Source organism: Streptomyces sp. NPDC012794 (assembly GCF_042901085.1).
In the GTDB taxonomy this organism is placed as follows: domain Bacteria; phylum Actinomycetota; class Actinomycetes; order Streptomycetales; family Streptomycetaceae; genus Streptomyces.
In genome coordinates, this window is the sequence record NZ_JBIBCI010000016.1 from 14,408 (window position 1) to 36,106 (window position 21,699).

Consider the following 21,699-nt stretch of genomic DNA (forward strand, 5'->3'; position numbering starts at 1 on the left):
CGCCGTGTTTTACCTTACATCCGCCCCGGAATCCGGCCCTCCCCTCCCCCCATCCCCCATCCCCTCCGCGAGCAGTTCCGCCAGGTGCCGCGCCCGGCGTCCGGAGAGCTGCGCGATCTGGGTGCGGCAGGAGAACCCGTCCGCGAGCACCGCCGCGTCCGGTGCCGCGTCGCGCAGCGACGGCAGCAGCTGTTCCTCCGCGCACGCCACCGAGACGGCGTGGTGGCCGGGTTCGAAGCCGAAGTTCCCCGCGAGGCCGCAGCAGCCGCCGCTGAGCTCCCCCGTGAGCCCGGCGCGTTCGCGCAGCCGCCGGTCGGCGGCGTCCCCGAGGACGGCGTGCTGGTGGCAGTGGGTCTGGCCGGCGACGGGCCGGTCCAGGCGGGGCGGGGTCCAGTGGGGGGCGTACTCCTCCAGGGTCTCCGCGAAGGTGCGGACGGCTGCGGCGAGGCGGTGGGCGCGGGGGTCGTCGGGGAGGAGGGCGGGGAGGTCGGTGCGCAGGGCCGCCGCGCAGCTGGGTTCGAGGAGCAGCACGGGGTCGCGTACCTCCCCCAGGGTGTCGAGGGTGCGCAGCATGACCTTGCGGGCGCGGTCCAGGCGGCCGGTGGAGACGTACGTCAGCCCGCAGCACACCGGGCGGCGGGTGGGGACGGTGACGCCGAGGCCGGCCGCCTCCAGGACCCGGACCGCGGCGCGGCCGGCCTCGGGGGCGAGGTGTTCGGTGAAGGTGTCGGGCCACAGGGTCACGGTCACCGCCCCGTCGGGACCGGACGCCGCCGCGCCCGCCTCCCGCACCCCCCGGCCCCGCTCCCGCACCCCAAGGCCCCCGCCCCGCCCCCACCCCCGCGTGAACGGCACCCGTGCCAGTGGTGGCAGTTGCCGTTCGGGGGCCAGGCCGGGGACGCGCAGGGTGCGGCCGGCCGCGTTGACGAGGCGGGCCGCGCGCAGGGCGGAGATCAGGCGGAGCCAGGCCGGGAGACCGCCGAGGGTGTAGTGGGCCAGGGGGCGCAGCCGGCCGGACCAGTGACGGTGCAGGAACTCCGCCTTGTACGCGGCCATGTCCACGCCCACCGGGCAGTCGCTGCGGCAGCCCTTGCAGCTCAGGCAGAGGTCCAGCGCTTCGGCGACCTCCGCCGAGCGCCAGCCGTCGGTGATGACCTCCCCGGTCAGCATCTCGTGCAGCAGCCGGGCCCGGCCGCGCGTGGAGTGCCGTTCCTCTCCGGTGACCCGGTACGACGGGCACATCACCCCGGGCCCGCCGGGTTCGGCGGTCCGGCATTTGGCGACGCCGACGCAGCGGGCCACCTCCTCGCCCAGCGCGGCGCCCCGCGCCACCGCCGCGAAGCGGAGGTTCTCGTCCAGCCGTGCCGGGCGGACCAGGATCCCGGGGTTCATGCCGCCCGCCGGGTCCCACACGTCCTTGTACGCGCCGAAGAGCTCCATGACCCGCGGCCCGTACATCCGCGGCAGCAGTTCCGCGCGGGCCTGTCCGTCGCCGTGCTCCCCCGACAGGGAGCCGCCGTGGGAGACGACCAGGTCGGCCAGTTCTCCGGAGAAGGAGCGGAAGCGGGCCACTCCGGCCGCGGAGACCAGGTCGAAGTCGATGCGGACGTGGACGCAGCCCTCGCCGAAGTGTCCGTACGGGGTGCCGTGCAGCCCGTGCTGCGCCAGCAGGGCCCGGAAGTCGCGCAGGTAGGCGCCGAGCCGGGTCGGCGGGACCGCGCAGTCCTCCCACCCCGGCCAGGCCATGCCGCCGTCCGGGGTCCGGGTGGCGGTGCCGGCCGCGTCCTCGCGGATCCGCCACAGGGCGCGCTGCGCCGCCGGGTCCGTCACCAGGGCCGCGTCGAGGGCGTCGGCCTCCCGCAGCAGGCGCCGGGCCGCTCCCTCGTCCGGCATCTCCACGAACAGCCAGGCCCCGCCCCTGGGGAGCCCGCGGGCGCCGCGCACCAGGTCCTCGGCCATGCCCTCGACGGTGAGCGGCCCGTGTCCGAGGAGTCCGGCGGCGGCGTCGGCCGCCGCGCTCTCGTCGGGGTAGCCGAGGACCGCGAGGACCGGCGCGGGCGGCGGTTCGACGAGGCGCACCACCGCCTCCGTGACCACGCCGAGGGTGCCCTCGCTGCCGCAGAAGGCCCGGGCGAGGCGGACGCCCCGTTCGGGGAGCAGCGCGTCGAGTCCGCCGTAGCCGGAGATCCGGCGGGAGAAGGAGCCGGCGGCGAGGCCGGTGCGGAGTACGGCCAGGTTGCCTTCGACGAGTTCCCGCAGTCCCGCCGGTGCCCCGTACCAGCCGGTGCCGATCCGGTGGGCGGCGCCCCCGTAGAGGGTGACGTTCAGCTCCGCCACGTTGTCGGCGGTGGTGCCCCAGGCCACCGAGTGGGCCCCGCACGCGTTGTTGCCGATCATTCCGCCGAGGGTGCAGCGGGAATGGGTGGACGGGTCGGGTCCGAAGGCCAGCCCGTAGGGGCGGAGCGCGTCGCGCAGCCGGTCGAGCACCAGGCCGGGCTGGACGACGGCGGTGCGGGCGTCGCGGTCGACGGACACGAGGGCGTTCATGTGCCGGGTGAGGTCGAGCACGACCCCGGCGCCCGTCGCCTGCCCGGCGATGGAGGTGCCGCCGCCGCGCGGTACGACGGGCACGCCGGCGTCGGCGCAGATCCGCAGGGCGGCCGCCACGTCGTCGGCGTCGCGCGGGGCGGCCACGCCGACCGGTACCCGCCGGTAGTTCGAGGCGTCCATGGTGGCGAGGGCCCGTGCGGCGGCGCCGAAGTCCACCTCCCCGCGCAGCTCGGCCCGCAAGGTCCGCTCGAGTTTCCCTGGAGACGTCACGGATCCCACCTTCCCACCCGCGTCCGTCTCACCGGGTGGACGCGGCTCCGAAGGCCGGTCGGGGACCCGATACGCTCCGCTTGTGGCTGAGATCCAGATTCCCGCTGACATCAAGCCCGCCGACGGACGCTTCGGCGCGGGCCCCTCCAAGGTGCGGACAGAGGCGCTGGACGCCCTCGCCGCCACCGGTACCTCCCTGCTCGGCACCTCGCACCGCCAGGCCCCGGTCAAGAACCTGGTCGGCTCGGTGCGTCAGGGCCTCCGGGACCTCTTCTCCCTGCCCGAGGGTTACGAGGTGATCCTGGGCAACGGCGGCTCCACCGCCTTCTGGGACGTCGCGACCGCCGGTCTGATCGAGCGGAAGTCCCAGCACCTCACCTTCGGCGAGTTCTCGTCCAAGTTCGCCAAGGCCGCGAAGCTCGCGCCGTGGCTGGACGAGCCGTCCGTGATCTCCTCCGAGCCGGGTACGCACCCCGAGCCGGTCGCCGAGGCGGGCGTGGATGTGTACGCGTACACGCACAACGAGACCTCGACGGGTGTGGCGGCTCCGGTCCGGCGCGTGGCGGGCGCGGACGCCGGGTCCCTCGTCCTGGTGGACGCGACCTCGGGTGCCGGTGGTCTTCCGGTGGACATCACCGAGACGGACGTCTACTACTTCGCCCCGCAGAAGTCCTTCGCCTCGGAGGGCGGCCTGTGGCTGGCGGCGTTCTCCCCGGCCGCCCTGGAGCGTGCCGCGCGCGTGCACGCCTCGGGCCGGCACATCCCGGAGTTCTTCTCACTGCCGACGGCGATCGACAACTCGCTGAAGAACCAGACGTACAACACCCCGGCGCTGTCCACGCTGTTCCTGCTGGACCAGCAGCTGCGGTGGATGAACTCCCAGGGCGGCCTGGAGTTCACGACCTCCCGCACGGCGGCCAGCGCGCGCAACCTGTACGGCTGGGCGGAGGCGTCGAAGTACGCCAACCCCTTCGTCCAGGACGCCGACAAGCGCTCCGCGGTCATCGGCACGATCGACTTCTCCGACGACGTCGACGCGGCGGCGGTGGCGAAGGTGCTGCGCGCCAACGGCATCGTGGACACCGAGCCGTACCGCAAGCTGGGCCGCAACCAGCTGCGCGTCGCGATGTTCCCGGCGATCGACCCGGCGGACGTGCAGGCGCTGACCGCCTGCGTCGACTACGTCATCGAGCGGCTCTGACCGCGGCTTTCACCGCCGCTCCCGCCTTCGGGCGGGCCTGACGTACGTGTCGTCCTGACACGTGGAGCCCCCGGTGCCTTCCCGGCGCCGGGGGCTCCCGTGCCGGGGCCCGGCGGCGGGACGCCGACGGGACCGCGGCGTCGCCGTGTTCACCCACCTCACGGGCGGGGGGCGGCCTCAACACGCGGTACCTTCAGCACTCCAGAGGCAGATGCAGCGTGGAGGCAGCGGCGTGAACGTGCGAGTGACGGCGGCCCAGAGCGGCGTGGACCCCTTCAGCACCGCCCGGCTGCGGCGCGGGGTGCTCGACGCGTGGGGCGCGGGCCCGGCCCGCTTCCGCGAGGACGCCAACGCCGAGGAGGACCTCGCGCTCGGCGGCTACCGGGACCGGCTGGTCGTCGAGCTGGCGCAGAACGCCGCCGACGCCGCGGCCCGCGCCGGGGTCCCCGGCCGGCTGCGCCTCACCCTGCACCCCGCCGGACCCGACGGCCCCGCCGTGCTGGCCGCCGCCAACACCGGTGCCCCGCTGGACGCGACGGGCGTGGAGTCGCTGAGCACCCTGCGCGCCTCCGCCAAGCGGGACGCGGGCCACGGCTCCGTCGGCCGCTTCGGCGTCGGCTTCGCCGCCGTACTGGCCGTCTCCGACGAGCCGGCGGTGCTCGGCCGCCACGGCGGTGTCCGCTGGTCCCTCGCCGAGGCCCGCGAGCTGGCCCGGGACGCCGCCAACGGCAGCCCCGGCCTCGGTGACGAGCTCCGCCGCCGCGACGGCCACGTACCGCTGCTGCGGCTGCCGCTGCCGGCCGAGGGCACCGCCCCCGAGGGGTACGACACCGTCGTGGTCCTCCCGCTGCGCGACGCCGCCGCCGAGGACCTCACCGAACGCCTGCTGTCCGGCATCGACGACGCGCTGCTGCTGACCCTGCCCGGGCTGCGCGAGGTCGTCGTCGAGACCCCGTCCGGCGGGCACCGGGTGCTCTACCGGCGGACCGACGGCCCGTACACCGTCATCGAGGACTCCGCCTCCGGCACCCACCGCTGGCGCACCGTCCGCCACACCGGCCCCATCGAGCCGGCGCTGCTCGCGGACCGGCCCGTCGAGGAGCGGCTGCGGCCCGACTGGACGGTCACCTGGGCCGCGCCCGTCGACGCCGACGGCGCACCCGTACGGCCCCGGACCGCGCCCGTGGTGCACGCCCCGACCCCCACCGACGAGCCCCTCGGCATCCCCGCGCTGCTCATCGCCTCCCTGCCGCTGGACACCACCCGCCGCCACCCCGCGCCCGGTCCGCTGACCGACTTCCTCGTGGAGCGCGCGGCCGACGCGTACGCCGAACTCCTCGGCGCCTGGCAGCCGGTGAGCACCGGCCTGGTCGACCTGGTGCCCGGCCCGCTCGGCAGCGGCCCGCTCGACGGCGCCCTGCGCGCCGCCGTGCTCAAGCGGCTGCCCCGCACCGCCTTCCTCGCCCCGGCCGCCCCCAGCGAGGAGCTGCCGGCACTGCGCCCCTTCGAGGCCGAGGTGGTGGAGGGCGCGGGCGCCGACACGGTACGGGTCCTCGCGGAGGTCCTCCCGACGCTGCTGCCCGCCGGGCTGGAGCGGCGCCCCGAGCTGCGCACCCTGGGCGTGGGCCGGCTCCCGCTCGGTGACGCCATCGAGCGGATCGCGGGCATCGAGCGCACCCCGGACTGGTGGCACCGCCTGTACGACACCCTGGCCGGGGTGGACCCGGACCGGCTGTCGGGCCTGCCCGTGCCGCTGGCCGACGGCCGTACCGCCATCGGCCCGCGTCACGTGCTGCTGCCCGGCCCGGACACCCCTCCGGAGCTGGCCCGGCTGGGCCTGAAGGTGGCCCACCCCGACGCCGCGCACCCGCTGCTGGAGAAGCTGGGCGCGCTCCCGGCCACCGCGCGGGCCGTGCTGTCGACCCCGCAGGTCCGGGCCGCCGTGGCCGCCTCCCTGGACGCGGGCGAGGTGTGGGACGAGGACGCGCCGGACCCGGACGAGCTCGCCGACACCGTCCTGACGCTGGTCCGGGCCGCCGGGCTGGCCCCGGGCGAGGAGCCCTGGCTGGGCGCGCTGGCCCTGCCGGACGAGGACGGGGAGCTGACCCCGGCCGGGGAACTGCTCCTCGCCGGGAGCCCGTTGGCGTCGGTGCTGCGGGAGGACGAGGTCCCGTACCTGGACGCCGGGTTCGCCGCCCGCTGGGACGCGGACACGCTGGCCGCTTGCGGGGTGCTGACGGCGTTCCAGCTGGTCCGCGCCACGGACGTGGTCCTCGACCCGGACGAACTGGAGCCCCGCGAGGGGGACTTCGCCGAGCCCGACGACGCGGGACTGCTGGACGCGGTCGACGTGTGGTGCGAGGACCTGCTCGACCAGTTGCCGGACACCCCGGTGCCGCCGGTGGCCACCGAGCTGATCGCCGTCCGGGACCTGGACCTCGTCGACGACGACCGCTGGCCGCAGGCCCTGGCGATGCTGGCGCAGCCGCCGCTGCGCGACGCCCTGACCCAGCCGGTGCGGATCCTGCTCCCGGACGGCACGACCCGGTCGGTGCGCCCGTACACCGCCTGGTGGCTGCGTGACCACCCGGTGCTCGACGGCCGCCGTCCCGCCGGGCTGCGGGCGGCCGGCGGCGACCCGCTGCTGGCGGGCCTGTACACCCCGGCGGACGCGACGGGCTTCGAGGACGAGCAGGTCCTGCGGGCCCTGGGCGTACGGACCTCCGTGCGCGCCCTGCTGGAGGAGCCCGGCGGCGCGGCCGAGCTGCTGGCGCGGCTCGCGGACCCGGAGCGCGAGGTGTCGGGGCAGCAGCTGCACGGCCTGTACGGGGCGCTGGCCGACCTGGACCCGGAGCAGGTCACCCTGCCGGACGAGCTGCGGGCGGTGGTGGACGGCGAGGTGGTCGTGGTGGACGCGGCCGAGGCGGTCGTCGCCGACGCCCCCGACCTCCTCCCGCTGACGGGGGGCCTGCCGCTGCTGCCGGTGTCCCCGGCGCGCGCCGCCGACCTGGCGGAGCTGCTCCAGGTGCGCCGCCTGTCGGAGACGGTCCCGGCGGAGGTGAGCACGCCGGGCGAGGAGCACGAGGTGCCGGACGCGGTGCGGGTGCTGCTGGGCCCGTCGGCGCCGGTGACGTACGTGGAGCACGAGGAGCTGGTGGCGGGCGGTACGGAGCTGGACTGGCGGCTCACCCCGGACGGCGTCCTGCACGCGGCGACCCTGGAGGGCGTGGCGGCGGGCCTGGCCTGGGCGGCGGCCCAGTGGCCGCGCCGCTTCGAGGTGGCGGCCCTGCTGGAGGATCCGTCCCGCACGGCGGAACTCGCGCGGGACAGGTGGTTCGACTAGACGGGGTCGATTCGGACGCGGTGGCCCGCGAGCAGCTTGCGCAGGTCGTCGGTGTCGGAGGTGAGTACGGTGACGTCCGTCTTGGGTTGCGAGGAACGCAGCGCGACGGCGGCGAGGACCGCGTCGATGGCGTACTTGCGACCGTGCAGACCCGCATGGGTCAGCAGGTCACGCGCCACGGCGAGGATCCGGTCGTCGGTGTGCACGATGTCGATCCGCGACAGGGTCCAGTCCCAGGCTTTGCCTTGCCTGGCGGATCGCGGATCCCAGGCCTCCAGAACGGTGAGCGACGACGTGACGACGTGGATGCCGTTCTGCGAGGCGGCCTTCACGAGCAGGGCGACGGTCTCGTCTCCGCGCGAGGCCTTGGACAGGGCCTCGCAGTCGAACACGAAGACGCGACGGCGCGTGGACAGCGTCCGAGTGGGTCGAGGGGTCACGCGGCACGCTCCTGCGGAGCTTCCGGCACGACCTCCTCCGCCTCGGGTCTGGCGTACTCCCCGACGCGCATGGCGTCGTGCCAGGCGTCCATCTCCGTGATGCGGTCGAGGACCGCGTCGTAGGCCTCCTCCGAGTAGGGGCCGAACTCCTCCTCGAGCATCGCCGAGAGCTCGGCCAGCTTGTGCATCGCGATGCGCTCCTCGACGGCCTCGGTCACATAGGCGGAGACACCTCGGGCGTCCACGCGGTCCTTGATGTACTCCAGGACCTCTTCGGGCAAGGTGATGGTCACCTTCTTCGTAGCCATACACGGAGTATGACCACTCTGCGGAGACCCTGTCATCACCCGGAAGGGTCAATCCGCCGCGCCTCCCTACGCCGGGAACCGCCGGTCCACCCAGCGGAAGGCGAGCTCGATCAGCGCGGCGGCCGCCGCCGCGACCGCCACCGCGATCCACGGCATGGTCACGCCCTCCAGCTTGAGCTGGAAGAAGTCCTGGAGCCACGGCACGACGAGGACGACGAGGAAGGCCGCGCCCATCGCGCCGACCAGGGCCACCCGCCACCACGTGTACGGGCGGGCGATGATCGCCAGGACCCACATCGAGGTCAGGAACAGGGCCAGCGTCGCCGCGCTGGTCTCGGCCTTCAGGGCGTCCGGGCCGCCGTAGTGGGCGCGGGCGATCAGGTACGTGAGGAAGGTGGCCACGGCGGCGATGGCGCCGCCGGGGATCGCGTAGCGCATCACCCGCTTCACGAAGTGCGGCTTCGCGCGCTCCTTGTTCGGGGCGAGGGCCAGGAAGAAGGCCGGGATGCCGATGGTGAGGGTGGACAGCAGGGTGAGGTGGCGCGGCAGGAAGGGGTACTCGACCTGTGAGCAGACCACGAGGATCGCCAGCAGCACCGAGTAGACCGTCTTGGTGAGGAAGAGGGTCGCGACCCGGGTGATGTTGCCGATGACGCGCCTGCCCTCGGCGACCACCGAGGGGAGGGTGGCGAAGCTGTTGTTCAGCAGCACGATCTGGGCCACGGCCCGGGTCGCCTCCGAGCCCGAGCCCATGCTGACGCCGATGTCGGCGTCCTTGAGGGCGAGGACGTCGTTGACGCCGTCGCCGGTCATGGCGACGGTGTGACCGTGGGACTGGAGGGCGCCGACCATGTCCCGCTTCTGCTGCGGGGTGACGCGGCCGAAGACCGAGTTCCCGTCGAGGACCTCGGCCATCCCGGCCCGCTCGGCGGGCAGCTCGCGGGCGTCGACGGTGTTCTGCGCGCCGGGCAGGCCGAGCTTGCCGGCGACCGCGCCGACGGAGACGGCGTTGTCACCGGAGATGACCTTCGCCTTGACCTTCTGGTCCTCGAAGTAGCGCAGGGTGTCGGCGGCGTCGGGGCGCAGCCGCTGTTCGAGGACGACGAGGGCGGTGGGCCGCACGCCGGTGGTGACGGCGGGGTCGTCGAGCTCGCGCTCGGAGCGGGCCAGCAGCAGGACCCGCAGTCCCTGTTCGTTGAGGCCGTCGATCTCGTCGAGCGCCGGGTCCCCGGCGGGCAGGAGCACGTCGGGGGCGCCGAGCAGCCAGGTGTTGTTCTCGCCGTCGCCCTCGCTGAAGCTCGCGCCGCTGTACTTCCGGGCGGAGGAGAAGGGCAGGGACTCGGTGCAGCGCCATTCGGCGCTGTCGGGGTAGGCGTCGATGACGGCCTGGAGGCTGGCGTTGGGGCGGGGGTCGGATTCGCCGAGGGCGCCGAGGACCTTCTTGACGTACTCCGGTTCCGCGCCGCCGAGCGGGCGCAGCTCGGTGACGTCCATGCCGCCCTCGGTGAGGGTGCCGGTCTTGTCGAGGCAGACGACGTCGACGCGGGCGAGGCCCTCGATGGCGGGCAGCTCCTGGACGAGGCACTGTTTGCGGCCGAGCCGGATGACGCCGATGGCGAAGGCGACGGAGGTGAGGAGGACGAGCCCCTCGGGGATCATCGGGACGATGCCGCCGACGGTGCGGGCGATGGAGTCCTTGAGGTTGGAGTCCTTGACGACGAGCTGGCTGATGATCAGGCCGATGGAGGTCGGGATCATCATCCAGGTGACGTACTTGAGGATGGTGGAGATGCCGGAGCGCAGCTCGGAGTGGACGAGGGTGAAGCGCGAGGCCTCTTCGGCCAGCTGGGCGGCGTAGGCCTCGCGGCCGACCTTGGTGGCGGTGAAGGCGCCGCCGCCGGCGACCACGAAGGAGCCGGACATGACCTGGTCGCCGGGCTTCTTCAGGACGGGGTCGGCCTCGCCGGTGAGGAGGGACTCGTCGATCTCCAGTCCGTCGGCCTCGCCGACGGCGCCGTCGACGACGACCTTGTCGCCGGGACCGAGCTCGATGACGTCGTCGAGGACGATCTCGGAGGTGGAGACCTCGGCGGTGGTGCCGTCGCGGCGCACGCTCGGTTTGGCCTCGCCGATGACGGCGAGGCCGTCGAGGGTCTTCTTGGCGCGCAGTTCCTGGATGATGCCGATGCCGGTGTTCGCGAGGATCACGAAGCCGAAGAGGCTGTCCTGGATGGGCGCGACGACCAGCATGATCACCCACAGGACGCCGATGATGGCGTTGAAGCGGGTGAAGACGTTGCCCCGGACGATGTCGGCGGTGGAGCGGGAGGAGCGGACGGGGACGTCGTTGACGTCGCCGCGCGCCACGCGTTCGGCGACCTCGGCGGTGGTGAGGCCGCCCGGCCTGAACCGGGGGGCCGGGGGTTTCACCGGGTGGACGGGGTCGAGCTCGGCTCCCGCGTCGATGGCGGCGCCGCCGGCCCGTTCCGGCCCGTCATGGTCGATCCTCGCCCGCTGCGTCATGCTTTCGACGGTAGAGGCGGTTCGAACGCTTCACCCGCCGAGCGGGCGAAAGATCCGACTTCGGGATGACCCGGATCGTCCCGTGGTCGTCCCGTGGTCGGCCCGTGCTCGTCCCGCGGTCGGCCCGCGGTCGGCCGGCAGCCGGCCGGCAGCCGGCCGGCGGTCGGCCCGTCAGGCGTCGTCTCCCGGCCGCGCGGCGGGTCCGGCCTCGCCGGAGCCGCCGGGGGCGTCGGCACCGTCCGCCCCCTCCGCCGCGTCCGCCCCGCCCTCGGCGCGGGCGGCGCGCTCCGCGGCGTGGGCCCGGAGCGCGGCGTCGCGGCCGCGGACGTACCAAATGCCGATCAGGCCGAGGCCGCCGCCGGCGGCGCAGGTCCACACCCACCACAGCAGGTCGCGGTCGGCGAACCAGCCGTAGAAGGGCAGCTGGACGAGGAACAGGGCGAACCAGAGGATCGTGCCGCCGGTGATGGTGGCGACAACCGGGCCCTCCAGGGGCTCGGGCGCCTCGTGCTTCGCAGTCCACTTCGCCATGGCGCCAGTCTAGGTGGCGCGTTTTGGGGTCTACGCGCGGAGATGGACTGGGCTTCGTTCATGTGTTCATACTGAAACGGTTTGCCTGCGACCGGATTCGTTCGTATGAACCGCCCAATAGAACCGTTTGAGGACCGCATGAGCACCTCGGCACCCGCCGCGGCCCCCACCACCGGCCTGGACCGGTACTTCAAGATCTCCGAGCGCGGCTCGACCGTCGCCCGCGAGGTCCGGGGCGGCTTCGCCACCTTCTTCGCGATGGCCTACATCATCGTGCTGAACCCGATCATCCTGGGCAGCGCGAAGGACATGTACGGGCACCAGCTCGACGGCGGCCAGCTCGTCACCGCCACCGTCCTGACGGCCGCCTTCTCCACCCTCCTCATGGGCGTGATCGGCAACGTCCCGATCGCGCTGGCGGCCGGCCTCGGCGTCAACACCGTCGTGGCCCTCCAGCTCGCCCCGCGCATGAGCTGGCCCGACGCCATGGGCATGGTCGTACTGGCCGGCTTCGTCGTGATGCTGCTGGTCGCCACCGGCCTGCGCGAGCGGGTGATGAACGCCGTCCCGCTGGGCCTGCGCAAGGGCATCGCCATCGGCATCGGCCTCTTCATCATGCTGATCGGCCTCGTCGACTCCGGCTTCGTCACCCGCATCCCCGACGCCGCGCACACCACGGTCCCGCTCCAGCTCGGCGGCAACGGCCACCTGCACGGCTGGCCGGTCCTGGTCTTCGTGATCGGCGTGCTGCTCACGCTCGCCCTGCTGATCCGCAAGACGCCCGGCGCCATCCTGATCTCGATCGTGGTCATGACCGTGATCGCGGTCGTGGTGCAGCTGCTCGCCGACCTCCCCGCCCTGGCCTGGGGCCTGACCGTGCCGCAGTGGCCGGGCAACCCGGTGGCCGCGCCCGACTTCGGGCTCGTCGGCCAGGTCAGCCTCTTCGGCGGCTTCGGGAAGGTCGGCCTGCTCACGGGCATCCTGTTCGTCTTCACCGTGCTGCTGTCCTGCTTCTTCGACGCGATGGGCACCATCCTCGGCGTCGGCGACGAGGCCAAGCTGACGAAGCCGGACGGCACCTTCCCCGGCATCAACCGGGTCCTGCTGGTCGACGGCCTGGCCGTCGCCTCCGGCGGCGCGACCTCCTCGTCCGCCACCACCTGCTTCGTGGAGTCCACGGCGGGCGTCGGCGAGGGCGCCCGCACGGGCCTGGCCAACGTGGTGACCGGCGGCCTCTTCACCGTCTCGCTCTTCCTGACCCCGCTCGCCACGATGGTCCCCTCGCAGGCCGCCACCCCCGCCCTCGTGGCGGTCGGCTTCCTGATCCTGGCGGGCTCGGTGCGGGACATCGACTGGAGCGACTTCACCATCGCCGTCCCGGCCTTCATGGCCATGGTGATGATGCCGTTCACCTACTCGATCACCAACGGCATCGGCATCGGCTTCGTCAGCTTCTGCGTGCTGCGACTGGCCACGGGCCGGGGACGCGAGGTGCCGGCCGCCATGTACGCCGTCTCGGCGGTCTTCGTCTTCTACTACGCGATGCCCGCCCTCGGCCTCACGTAAGGCCGTAGAACTTCTCCGTCTCGTCGACGGCGGCCTTGAACCGCTCGTCGAAGTCATCGCGAATGAGCGTCCGGACGACATAGTCCTGGACGCTCATTCCGCGTTTGGCGGCATGGTGCCGGAGCCGGTCCAGCAGCTCCCCGTCTATGCGCATGCTCAGCACATGTGTCCCCATGCCCGAAAGGGTCGGGCCAGACCGTGCGGACGCGTGTCACTTTCGGCCGCCCTCTCACCCGTACGAGTGAGGAGGCGGGATCCCTGAAACCGTTTTTCCTTAGACAGAGTAATGAGTTATTCTAAATACATGCATGACCTCTCCCATGGCGACGACGCCGCCGCCGTGAACGATCTGCGCTCCGCCGTGATGCGGCTGGGCCGGCGCCTGAAGCACCAGCGCGTCGACGAATCGCTCAGCCCGACCGAGATGTCGGTGCTCGGCACCCTCGCCCGCTGCGGCCACGCCACCCCCGGTGAGCTGGCACGGCGCGAACACGTCCAGCCCCCGTCGATGACACGCATCGTCGCGCTGCTGGAAGCCAAGGGACTGGTCACGCTGGAGCCGCACCCCGAGGACCGCCGCCAGAAGGTGGTCCGCCAGACCGAGGAGGCCGAGGCGATGCTCGAAGAGAGCCGTCGCAAGCGCAACGCCTTCCTGGCCGGGCTCGCGGCCGAGCTCACCGAGGACGAATGGGCCAAGCTCCGCGCGGCCGCACCCGTCCTGGAGAAGCTCGCCCACCTATAGGAACGACGCCAGGAGGCGACCGCTTTTGAGTACGGGAACCGGAGCAGACTCCGCACCCGGCCATACATCCACCACTACGCGCACCCCGGGCGGCCGCCCGGGGACACCCCCCGGCGGCGGCCGGGGGACGTTCAGCTCGCTGAGGATCCGCAACTACCGGCTCTTCGCTACCGGCCAGGTCGTCTCGAACACCGGCACCTGGATGCAGCGCATCGCGCAGGACTGGCTGGTCCTCTCCCTGACCGGCTCCGCCTCGGCCGTCGGCATCACCATCGCCCTGCAGTTCCTGCCGATGCTGCTGTTCGGGCTCTACGGAGGCGTACTCGCCGACCGGCTGCCCAAGCGGCCGCTGCTGCTCGTCACCCAGAGCGCGATGGGCCTCACCGGCGTCGCACTCGCCGCGCTGACCCTGGCCGGACACGTCCAGGTCTGGCACGTCTACCTCGCGGCCTTCCTGACCGGCCTGGTCACCGTCGTGGACAACCCGGCCCGGCAGACGTTCGTCTCCGAGATGGTCGGCCCCGAGCAGCTCGCCAACGCCGTCAGCCTGAACTCGGCGAACTTCCAGTCCGCGCGGCTGGTCGGCCCGGCGATCGCCGGCGTGCTCATCACCGCCGTCGGCTCCGGCTGGGCCTTCCTGCTGAACGGCCTGTCCTTCGCCGCACCCCTCGCCGGCCTGCTGCTGATGCGCACCCACGAACTGCGCCCCGTCACCCCGCAGCCGCGCGCCAAGGGACAGCTGCGCGAAGGCCTGCGGTACGTCGCGGGCCGGCCCGAGCTGGTCTGGCCGATCGTGCTCGTCGGATTCATCGGCACCTTCGGGTTCAACTTCCCGATCTGGCTGTCGGCCTTCGTCGACGACGTCTTCCACGGGGACGCGGGCACGTACGGGCTGTTCAACACCCTCATCGCGGCCGGCTCCCTCGCCGGCGCCCTGCTGGCGGCCCGCCGGGGACCCTCCCGCCTGCGGCTGCTGGTGACGGCGGCGGTGCTCTTCTCGGTGCTGCTCCTGGTCACCGCGTTCGCCCCCGGCTTCTGGCTGTTCGCGGCGCTGCTGGTGCCGATCGGGATGTTCGGCCTGACCGTCAACGTCGTGGCGAACTCCGGCGTCCAGACGGCCACCGGCCCCGAGATGCGGGGACGGGTGATGGCCCTGTACATGATGGTCTTCACCGGCGGCACGCCCGTCGGCGCCCCGCTGGTGGGATGGATCACGGACACCTACGGGGCCCGCCTCGGCATGGCGTCCGGCGGCCTGATCTCCCTCGTGGCGGCGGTCGGCGTCGCGGTGGTCCTCTCCCGCGTGGGCAACCTCCGCCTGAGCGTGAACCGCCGCGGCATCGCCTTCGTCCCGTCCCCCCGCCGCGAACTGGCCACCGCCGCCTGAGCCGCGGCCCGGGGGGCCACCCGGCGGGGAAGCGGGGGCGGCCGGCGAGGCCGTCCCCTCCCCGCCGTACGCCGTTCCGTGCGGGCCCCGCGCCGGGCGGTGCGGGGGCCGGGCCGGGGATAGGGTCGCAGGCGTGAGACTGTTCGCCGCCGTACTGCCCCCCGCGGGCGCCGCCGCGGAACTGCGCGCCGCGCTCGCGGACGCTCCGTGCCCCGAGGGGCTGCGGTGGACCGGCGAGGCGGGCTGGCACTTCACGCTCGCCTTCATGGGCGAGGTCCCCGACCCCCTCCTCCCCGACCTGTACGCCCGCCTCGCCCGCGCGGCACACCGCAGCGCCCCCTTCCCGCTCCGCCTCCACGGCATCGGCCACTTCGGTGACCGCACCCTGTGGACCGGCGCCGCCGGCGGGCTCGACGCGCTGCGGCTGCTCGCCGAGCGGGCCCACGCCGCCGCCCGCCGCGCCGGGGTACCCATGGAGGACCACCGCCGCTACACCCCGCACCTCACCCTCGCCCGCGGCCGCCCCGGCACCGACCTGCGGCCCTGCCTCGACGCCCTCGCCGGCTTCGAGGGCACCCCCTGGCAGGTCGGCACCCTCAGCCTGGTCCGCAGCAACCTCCCCACCGCCGGGGTCCCCGGCGAGCAGCCCCGCTACGAGGTCGTCGAGGCCTGGCCCCTCTCGGGCTGAGCCCGGCGAGACCGCCGGAGCCCGGCCGAGCCCCGGCCAACCCGGCCGAGCCCCGGCCGAGCCCCGGCCAGGCCCGGCCGAAACCCCCTGATACCGGCCGGGAGCCCCGCCGCGAGCCCGGCGTTCGGGCACGGTTCATCCCCCGGCAGCCCGCACTTCGGGGCGCGGAATCCGGATTCCGGTGAAACAGAAGCAGTAGAGGCGATCCCGGCATGCTCCGGACACGTATCCGGCAAGCCGCCCGCTGACGCACGCACGCACCGCACCACCGGTCGCCCCGCCACCCACCCCGCGGGGCGGCCCGGAGTCCCTCCGGCCACCCTCGAAGGAGTCCCCGTGCCGTTCACCGAGCCGACCACGGCCCCGCACACGACGACGACCGCGCCCGCCACCCCCGCGCGCGTCGCCACCCGCCGCAGGCTGCTGATGTGCCGGCCCCGGCACTACGACGTCACGTACTCGATCAATCCCTGGATGCACCCGGAGCACAGCACCGACCCCGCCCTCGCCGTCCGCCAGTGGGAGCGGCTGCGCGACCTGTACCGCGAACTGGGCCACTCCGTCGAGGAGATCGACCCCGTCGAGGGCCTGCCCGACATGGTGTTCGCCGCGAACGGCGCCACCGTCGTCGACGGCAAGGTCTACGGCGCGCGGTTCCGGCACGCGCAGCGCACCGCCGAGGGACCGGCGTACCTGGGCTGGTTCCGGCACCGCGGCTACCGCGAGGTGCTGTGGCCCGAGTACGTCAACGAGGGCGAGGGCGACTTCCTCACCGTCGGCCGCCGGCTGCTCGCCGGCACCGGCTTCCGCACCGACCCGCGCTCGCACGCCGAGGCCCAGGAGTTCTTCGGCCTGCCGGTGACGAGCCTGACCCTCGTCGACCCGGAGTACTACCACCTGGACACGGCCCTGGCCGTGCTCTCCGACGACGAGGTCATGTACTACCCGGCCGCCTTCTCCGAGGGCAGCCGGGCCGTGCTCCGCACGATGTTCCCCGACGCGATCCTCGCCACCGCCGAGGACGCCGCGGTCTTCGGGCTGAACGCCTTCTCCGACGGCCGCCACGTGCTGCTGCCGGAGGCGGCGACCGGCCTGATGGCCCAGCTCGGCGCGCGCGGCTTCGAGCCGGTGGGGGTCGGGCTCTCCGAACTCCTGAAGGCGGGCGGCAGCGTGAAGTGCTGCACCCTGGAGCTGCGCGACCGCTGAGTCACCACCGACGTAGTTTCCGGAAAGGACCGTTGTGACCTCTGCGACCGCGATCGCGGACAGCCACGCCCGCCCGCTCTGCCTCCTGGCCGACGCGGGAGCCGACTACCGGCTGCTGCGCCACTCCCCGGAGGGGCGTACCGACCTCGCCAGCCTGATACGCGGCCACAGCCTGGAACAGGCCGCCAAGTGCCTGGTCATCAGGGTCGCGCTGGGACGCAAACAACGCCGCTACGTGATCGCCGTGGTGCCGGGCCACTGCCGCGTCGACCTGGAGGCGGTACGGGACGAGTACGGCGGCACGAACGCCTCCTTCGCCGTCCGCGAGGTCGCCGAGGAGCTGACGGGCTGCGTCAGCGGTTCGATCATGCCGGTGAGCTTCGACCCGGCCGTGGAGGTGGTCGTCGACCCGGCGCTGCTGGAGCACGAGGAGATCTGGTTCAACGCGGGCCGCCTCGACGTGTCGGTGGCCCTGCGCACCAGCGGCTACCGGGCGCTGGTACGGCCGAGGACGGCCCGGATCAGCGAGGAGCCGGCACTGGTGTCGGCGTCGGCGTCGCCGTCTACGCCCGCACCTGTGCCTTCTGCGGTGAGTGGCTGAGGGTGACGTAGAGGTACTCGTCGAGCACCTTGGCCAGCGGCAGCCCGGGCCGGCCCAGCCCGGCGGTGAGCGCGTCCTCGTCGAGGCCGCTCTCCGCCAGCGCGGCCCGGGCCCAGGCCCGGCCGGTGCGCAGGTGCCGGCCGAAGGCCCGCTCGTCGCGGCCGCCGTGCAGGCGGGCCGCGATGGCCGCGTCCCAGGGCATGACCGTGCGCGGGCGCAGCGCGAACAGGGCCTTGGCGGCGGCCGTCGGGCCGAGGGTGCGCCGGCCCAGCGGCAGCGCGGCCAGGTCCGCGTACGCGGCCGCGAGCAGGCCGATCTCCCGGTCGGTCAGGGCCGCGAGCGGGGCGGCGGGCAGCACGTGCCGGGCCCACCAGGCGTCGAGGCCGGCCCCCAGCGGGTCCGGTTCGCCCTCGCGCGGGTAGCGGATGCGGCAGCCCCAGGCGTTGAGCCAGCGGTGCAGGGCGGTGCGGTGCGCGGCTCCGGAGAGGTCGAGGCCGGGGGCCGTGTCCGCGACGAGCGCGTGCCAGCTGCGGTCCACGCCGGGGAACTCCCCGAACACCGCGGCGGCGGCGCGCAGCCGGCCGAGTCCGGGCGCGGGCGGCAGGGCGTCCTCCAGGTGCGCGCGGGCCACCTTGGCCGGTACGCACATCCGCCAGGCGTCGGTGATGAGCTCGCCCAGTTCCGCGGTGCCGAGGGCGGCCATGCGGGCGTGCACCCAGTGGTAGCGCATGTCGCCCGCGCCGGGCAGGGAGAACTTCTCCGGTTCGGAGGCGACGAGCGCGGCCCGCTCCTCCTTGGGGAAGGCGAAGCCCAGCTCGGTCTCGTCCCGGGACAGGGCGAGGTAGACGATCCGGCCGATGCGGAACTTCACCCGGTCGCGGATGAGGTGCTCCTCGGTGCGCGGCAGGGCGAGCGCGAGGCGCCGTACGTCGTCGACGGTGACCATGACGGAAGTCTCGCAGCCCCCGGCGGGGGGCGGGGGCGGGAGGGCGTTAGTCTCGACGGGTGGACCCGAAGACCAGGAACCGTGTCATGGCCGGTGTGCTCGTGTTGATGTTCGTCGTCGTGGCGGTGGCGGCCGCGGTGGGTCAGTAGCCCGTACGCCCGCCGCCCCGCGCACGCCCGTACCCGCCCGCCCCGCCCGCGCTCGCAGCGCCGGCGGGGCGGTGCCCGTCGGGGGGCGCGGCGGTTACCAGGCGAAGGCCTCCGGGGCGGGGCCCGGTCCCGGGAAGATCTCGTCGAGGGAGCGCAGCAGCTCCTCGGAGAGCTCCAGTTCCAGCGCGCGCAGGGCGCTGTCGAGCTGCCCGGCGGTGCGCGGGCCGACGATGGGGCCGGTGACGCCGGGCCGGGTCAGCAGCCAGGCCAGCGCCGTCTCGCCGGGCTCCAGACCGTGCTTGCCGAGGAGGTCCTCGTACGCCTGGATCTGCGCCCGTACCGCGGTGTTGGCCAGGGCGTCCGCGGAGCGCCCGGAGGCGCGGCGGCCGCCCTCGGCCTCCTTCTTGATGACGCCGCCCAGCAGCCCGCCGTGCAGCGGGGACCAGGGGATGACCCCGAGCCCGTACGCCTCGGCGGCCGGGATGACCTCCATCTCGGCGCGCCGCTCGGAGAGGTTGTAGAGGCACTGCTCGCTGACCAGGCCGAGCGTGCCGCGCCGGGCGGCCGTCTCGTTGGCCTGGGCGATCTTCCAGCCGGGGAAGTTGGAGGAGCCCGCGTAGAGGATCTTGCCCTGCTGGATGAGGACGTCGACGGCCTGCCAGATCTCCTCGAACGGGGTCCGGCGGTCGATGTGGTGGAACTGGTACAGGTCGATGTGGTCGGTCTGGAGCCGCTTGAGGCTGGCCTCGACGGCCCGGCGGATGTTCAGCGCCGACAGCCGGTCCTCGTTGGGCCAGGTCTCGCCCTCGCGGGACATGGAGCCGTAGACCTTGGTGGCGATGACCGTCTTGTCGCGGCGGCCGCCGCCCTGGGCGAACCAGGTGCCGATGATCTCCTCGGTGCGGCCCTTGTTCTCACCCCATCCGTACACGTTGGCCGTGTCTACGAAGTTCAGACCTGCGTCGAGCGCGGCATCGAGGATGCCGTGACTGGTCGGTTCGTCAGTCTGCGGGCCGAAGTTCATCGTCCCCAATACGAGTCGGCTGACCTTGAGTCCGGTGCGTCCCAGCTGTGTGTACTTCATGGCACACAAGCCAACTGCTTCGAGCCCACTCCAAGCAAGGGCAGCCCGCGCACCCCTCGATTTATGCGTCAACGCGCATAGCCGCGTTGACGCATGGACGGCTGACCGCCGCCCTCCGTACGGTCTTGGTGGTCGGCCCGCATGCGGCATCGACCAGCCGGTAGAAGCCCTCGGCGGCGTTCGGGGAGACAGGCTGGAGCCCGATGTCGTCGTCGATGATCAGGTCGATGGAGATCAGCAGAAGCGTCGCTGAGCAGTTCGGATGCGACGAGTCGGCGGCGTAGAAGGAGGAGATCGCTGAGGGCATGCTCAAGAAGTCGGCAGAGTTCGAGGCCTCGGGCAATCGCGTCTACCTCCCGCTGGCTGACTGACCTGGAACCACCGGCCGGGCCCGCGACTTTATGGGGAGAGTCGTCGTCCCGTTTCGTTGGAGGGCCACCCTTCAAGACGGGTCAGGGCAGTCACAGGGGTCGGGTACGCCCCAGAAGTTGGGGGTCTCAGCCAGTCCGGTTTGCGTAGCGGCTCTCCTTGTAGCCGGAATTACAGTATGGGTGAGTCAGAGCTGCGTTACTCATCGATCCTGTTCCCCCGTCTTCTTTGCGAATCTTGTGGTCTACGGTGACTGATTTGAAGTGCAGACGCGCCCGGCAAATCTCACACCTGGTGGCTTCGGCAAGCGCGGCTTTCAAGAATACCGAGTTCTTCGTTTCTGCAGAGAAGTTTCGACGGTTGATTCGGTCGTCTTCTGTGAGTACCTTCACTGGCGCTCGCAGTGCACCGTTCTCCTGAAGGCGCGCAATGATCGTGTCTTCGTCCAGCCCTTCGACCATCGATTCGAAGACGATACGGTACATCGTCAGAATCGGTGGTACGGATCGCTGGAGGCTTCCGTACGCGCGGACGATCTGATTCAAGAAGTACTTGTAACCGATCAGGAATTCCTCGAAGTCCTTCCGGACATCGGTAAACTTGAGGAGACGGTTCTTTTCTGAGAGCTCTTGAATGAGGGCCGTCGCGGCCAAGAAGGCCGCTGGTTGAAACCTTCCAGTCGCGCTATAGAAGTAGACTGCAGGGTGGAGCCCCAGCGATGCCGGTCCGTTTCCTGCAATCCGACCAGCAGTCCTTTTCACCGCCCGCATGTACTCCAGTGTAGTTGCGCCGTCAGGGTCGTCATCCAAGGTGATGATTTGCTGCTGGTTCCGTCCCTTTCGCTTGGCGGCTGTGACCTCGCTGCGCCACATGTCGGGGTGGAGTTTGTTGACGAAATTGACGAGCTCGAAGACCATTTTGACGCTATCGGAAGAGTATCCTCTCCCGGCCACGGGCAGGTCCGCTGAGCGGATGGCCATATCCAAATTCGGCTTAAAGATCAGATCGTAGACATCCTTGGCGAGAGACTCGATTTCGGACTGGATCGACTCTTCGAAGGATGACCAGTACTTGTGACCTGTGCCCGCGCGGATAAAAGCCCGCGTGGCCAGTGCGTTGGGCTTGCGGCGCGCCTTGATCATCTCAAGTTCGGTCGGATCGATAGGCGTGGCTTGCTGGTTGATCCTGAAGAATGAGCTCTCCGCCTTCTCGGCTTCCCCGTTGACCCACTGCAGGTGGATTGCGAAAGCGCTCAGGTTTCTGGCGAGCTGCAGTTTCTCCTTGGGGGTGGTATCGGTATTACGTAGAGCGAGGCCCAAATCGGCGTAAGCTCCCACGCTTTCCTGGATGAGCCTGCGCGTAGCTTCGGCCGCCTTCTTTTGTTCATTTGGGATGACGTTGTCGAAGAAGCGCATCGATGTGTGCTTGTCGCCGTAGTCGTCTTGGACCCAAGCAGCAAGGGCACTCAACCTGTGGGCGCCATCAATTACGAAGATGTTTCCACTGGTGGGTGAGCGCCACAGGATGATGGATGGGATCAAGTCCCCGGCAAGAAAACTGCGGACTAGTTCGGCGACCTTTTCGGGGGTCCAGTTCGCCGTTTCACGCTGAAAGTCTGGCTTTCGCAGGACGTTGTACATCAAACTATCCTGTGTCAGGTCCGTAATTTTCATCGTGGTGCTGAGAATGGAGGTCTGAGTTGCCTGCTCAGAGGTGATGGCCTCGAAGTCTTCGCGAGGGATCAACGCATCGAGGTTGACCATATGAGTCGCCATTTTCCGCCCCTTTCCTGTGC

The 21,699-nt window shown here is 72.0% G+C and carries 18 protein-coding genes; 8 read left to right on the forward strand and 10 right to left on the reverse strand.

Annotated elements, in window-relative coordinates; translation table 11 throughout:
* Positions 1-9 precede the first annotated feature (9 nt).
* Complete coding sequence (locus tag ACFY7H_RS25805; RefSeq protein WP_388942200.1) at positions 10-2,931, reverse strand: FAD-binding and (Fe-S)-binding domain-containing protein; 2,922 nt, start codon at positions 2,929-2,931, stop codon at positions 10-12.
* Between ACFY7H_RS25805 and serC the strand changes: the two genes are divergently transcribed.
* Together serC and ACFY7H_RS25815 are read left to right on the forward strand one after the other, a co-directional pair.
* Positions 2,903-4,021, forward strand: a complete 1,119-nt coding sequence (gene serC, locus ACFY7H_RS25810) for a phosphoserine transaminase (RefSeq protein ID WP_388942204.1) — start codon at positions 2,903-2,905, stop codon at positions 4,019-4,021. The two genes, ACFY7H_RS25805 and serC, sit on opposite strands and share 29 nt — an antisense overlap.
* A 211-nt stretch (positions 4,022-4,232) precedes the next feature.
* Positions 4,233-7,364: a sacsin N-terminal ATP-binding-like domain-containing protein gene (locus tag ACFY7H_RS25815; protein ID WP_388942207.1), complete on the forward strand. Its 3,132-nt coding sequence runs from the start codon at positions 4,233-4,235 to the stop codon at positions 7,362-7,364.
* On the opposite strand, the gene ACFY7H_RS25820 is transcribed toward ACFY7H_RS25815, so the two are convergent.
* The 4 genes from ACFY7H_RS25820 to ACFY7H_RS25835 form a co-directional block, all read right to left on the reverse strand.
* Positions 7,361-7,804, reverse strand: a complete 444-nt coding sequence (locus ACFY7H_RS25820) for a PIN domain-containing protein (RefSeq protein ID WP_388942210.1) — start codon at positions 7,802-7,804, stop codon at positions 7,361-7,363. The two genes, ACFY7H_RS25815 and ACFY7H_RS25820, sit on opposite strands and share 4 nt — an antisense overlap.
* Positions 7,801-8,112 (reverse strand): hypothetical protein, encoded by a 312-nt coding sequence (locus ACFY7H_RS25825; protein ID WP_388942212.1) that lies wholly within the window; start codon positions 8,110-8,112, stop codon positions 7,801-7,803. The genes ACFY7H_RS25820 and ACFY7H_RS25825 overlap by 4 nt, the downstream gene beginning before the upstream one ends.
* A gap of 66 nt (positions 8,113-8,178) precedes the next feature.
* Positions 8,179-10,635 carry an HAD-IC family P-type ATPase gene (locus ACFY7H_RS25830; RefSeq protein WP_388942215.1) on the reverse strand — a complete coding sequence of 819 codons (2,457 nt, stop codon included), beginning with the start codon at positions 10,633-10,635 and terminating at the stop codon, positions 8,179-8,181.
* 171 nt (positions 10,636-10,806) lie between these two features.
* Positions 10,807-11,166, reverse strand: coding sequence for a DUF2530 domain-containing protein (locus tag ACFY7H_RS25835; protein ID WP_388942218.1), 360 nt, complete (start codon positions 11,164-11,166; stop codon positions 10,807-10,809).
* A 138-nt stretch (positions 11,167-11,304) separates the two neighbouring features.
* Here ACFY7H_RS25835 and ACFY7H_RS25840 point away from each other — a divergent pair, with 138 nt between their 5' ends.
* Positions 11,305-12,732 carry an NCS2 family permease gene (locus ACFY7H_RS25840; RefSeq protein WP_388942221.1) on the forward strand — a complete coding sequence of 476 codons (1,428 nt, stop codon included), beginning with the start codon at positions 11,305-11,307 and terminating at the stop codon, positions 12,730-12,732.
* Here ACFY7H_RS25840 and ACFY7H_RS25845 read toward each other — a convergent pair.
* Positions 12,725-12,907 (reverse strand): BrnA antitoxin family protein, encoded by a 183-nt coding sequence (locus ACFY7H_RS25845; protein ID WP_249767154.1) that lies wholly within the window; start codon positions 12,905-12,907, stop codon positions 12,725-12,727. The genes ACFY7H_RS25840 and ACFY7H_RS25845 overlap by 8 nt on opposite strands.
* Before the next feature lie 129 nt (positions 12,908-13,036).
* Here ACFY7H_RS25845 and ACFY7H_RS25850 point away from each other — a divergent pair, with 129 nt between their 5' ends.
* The 5 genes from ACFY7H_RS25850 to ACFY7H_RS25870 all read left to right on the forward strand — a co-directional run bounded on the left by ACFY7H_RS25850 (position 13,037) and on the right by ACFY7H_RS25870 (position 17,356).
* Entirely contained in the window at positions 13,037-13,474 is a 438-nt protein-coding gene (locus ACFY7H_RS25850) for a MarR family transcriptional regulator (RefSeq protein WP_361602399.1), read from the forward strand.
* 25 nt (positions 13,475-13,499) lie between these two features.
* Entirely contained in the window at positions 13,500-14,861 is a 1,362-nt protein-coding gene (locus tag ACFY7H_RS25855) for an MFS transporter (RefSeq protein ID WP_388942225.1), read from the forward strand.
* A 133-nt stretch (positions 14,862-14,994) separates the two neighbouring features.
* Positions 14,995-15,549, forward strand: a complete 555-nt coding sequence (gene thpR / locus ACFY7H_RS25860) for an RNA 2',3'-cyclic phosphodiesterase (protein ID WP_388942228.1) — start codon at positions 14,995-14,997, stop codon at positions 15,547-15,549.
* 336 nt (positions 15,550-15,885) lie between these two features.
* Positions 15,886-16,755, forward strand: coding sequence for a dimethylargininase (gene ddaH / locus ACFY7H_RS25865; protein ID WP_388942230.1), 870 nt, complete (start codon positions 15,886-15,888; stop codon positions 16,753-16,755).
* A gap of 34 nt (positions 16,756-16,789) precedes the next feature.
* Complete coding sequence (locus ACFY7H_RS25870) at positions 16,790-17,356, forward strand: YbaK/EbsC family protein (protein ID WP_388942233.1); 567 nt, start codon at positions 16,790-16,792, stop codon at positions 17,354-17,356.
* Here ACFY7H_RS25870 and ACFY7H_RS25875 read toward each other — a convergent pair.
* The 4 genes from ACFY7H_RS25875 to ACFY7H_RS25890 form a co-directional block, all read right to left on the reverse strand.
* Positions 17,319-18,302, reverse strand: coding sequence for an MmcQ/YjbR family DNA-binding protein (locus ACFY7H_RS25875; RefSeq protein WP_388942235.1), 984 nt, complete (start codon positions 18,300-18,302; stop codon positions 17,319-17,321). The genes ACFY7H_RS25870 and ACFY7H_RS25875 overlap by 38 nt on opposite strands.
* Before the next feature lie 243 nt (positions 18,303-18,545).
* Positions 18,546-19,535, reverse strand: a complete 990-nt coding sequence (locus ACFY7H_RS25880; protein ID WP_388942237.1) for an aldo/keto reductase — start codon at positions 19,533-19,535, stop codon at positions 18,546-18,548.
* A gap of 61 nt (positions 19,536-19,596) precedes the next feature.
* Positions 19,597-19,842: a hypothetical protein gene (locus ACFY7H_RS25885; RefSeq protein ID WP_388942576.1), complete on the reverse strand. Its 246-nt coding sequence runs from the start codon at positions 19,840-19,842 to the stop codon at positions 19,597-19,599.
* 190 nt (positions 19,843-20,032) lie between these two features.
* Positions 20,033-21,679, reverse strand: a complete 1,647-nt coding sequence (locus ACFY7H_RS25890) for an HNH endonuclease family protein (protein WP_388942240.1) — start codon at positions 21,677-21,679, stop codon at positions 20,033-20,035.
* Positions 21,680-21,699: the final 20 nt, after the last annotated feature.

Excerpts from the sequence above, each read along its gene's own strand:
- ACFY7H_RS25805 (WP_388942200.1), bottom strand. The coding sequence starts at position 2,931 with ATGTCAGCGGGAATCTGGATCTCAGCCACAAGCGGAGCGTATCGGGTC.
- ACFY7H_RS25815 (WP_388942207.1), top strand. The coding sequence starts at position 4,233 with ATGCAGCGTGGAGGCAGCGGCGTGAACGTGCGAGTGACGGCGGCCCAG.
- ACFY7H_RS25825 (WP_388942212.1), bottom strand. The coding sequence starts at position 8,112 with ATGGCTACGAAGAAGGTGACCATCACCTTGCCCGAAGAGGTCCTGGAG.
- ACFY7H_RS25830 (WP_388942215.1), bottom strand. The coding sequence starts at position 10,635 with ATGACGCAGCGGGCGAGGATCGACCATGACGGGCCGGAACGGGCCGGC.
- ACFY7H_RS25835 (WP_388942218.1), bottom strand. The coding sequence starts at position 11,166 with ATGGCGAAGTGGACTGCGAAGCACGAGGCGCCCGAGCCCCTGGAGGGC.
- ACFY7H_RS25840 (WP_388942221.1), top strand. The coding sequence starts at position 11,305 with ATGAGCACCTCGGCACCCGCCGCGGCCCCCACCACCGGCCTGGACCGG.
- ACFY7H_RS25845 (WP_249767154.1), bottom strand. The coding sequence starts at position 12,907 with ATGGGGACACATGTGCTGAGCATGCGCATAGACGGGGAGCTGCTGGAC.
- ACFY7H_RS25850 (WP_361602399.1), top strand. The coding sequence starts at position 13,037 with ATGCATGACCTCTCCCATGGCGACGACGCCGCCGCCGTGAACGATCTG.
- ACFY7H_RS25875 (WP_388942235.1), bottom strand. The coding sequence starts at position 18,302 with ATGGTCACCGTCGACGACGTACGGCGCCTCGCGCTCGCCCTGCCGCGC.
- ACFY7H_RS25880 (WP_388942237.1), bottom strand. The coding sequence starts at position 19,535 with ATGAAGTACACACAGCTGGGACGCACCGGACTCAAGGTCAGCCGACTC.
- ACFY7H_RS25885 (WP_388942576.1), bottom strand. The coding sequence starts at position 19,842 with ATGCCCTCAGCGATCTCCTCCTTCTACGCCGCCGACTCGTCGCATCCG.
- ACFY7H_RS25890 (WP_388942240.1), bottom strand. The coding sequence starts at position 21,679 with ATGGCGACTCATATGGTCAACCTCGATGCGTTGATCCCTCGCGAAGAC.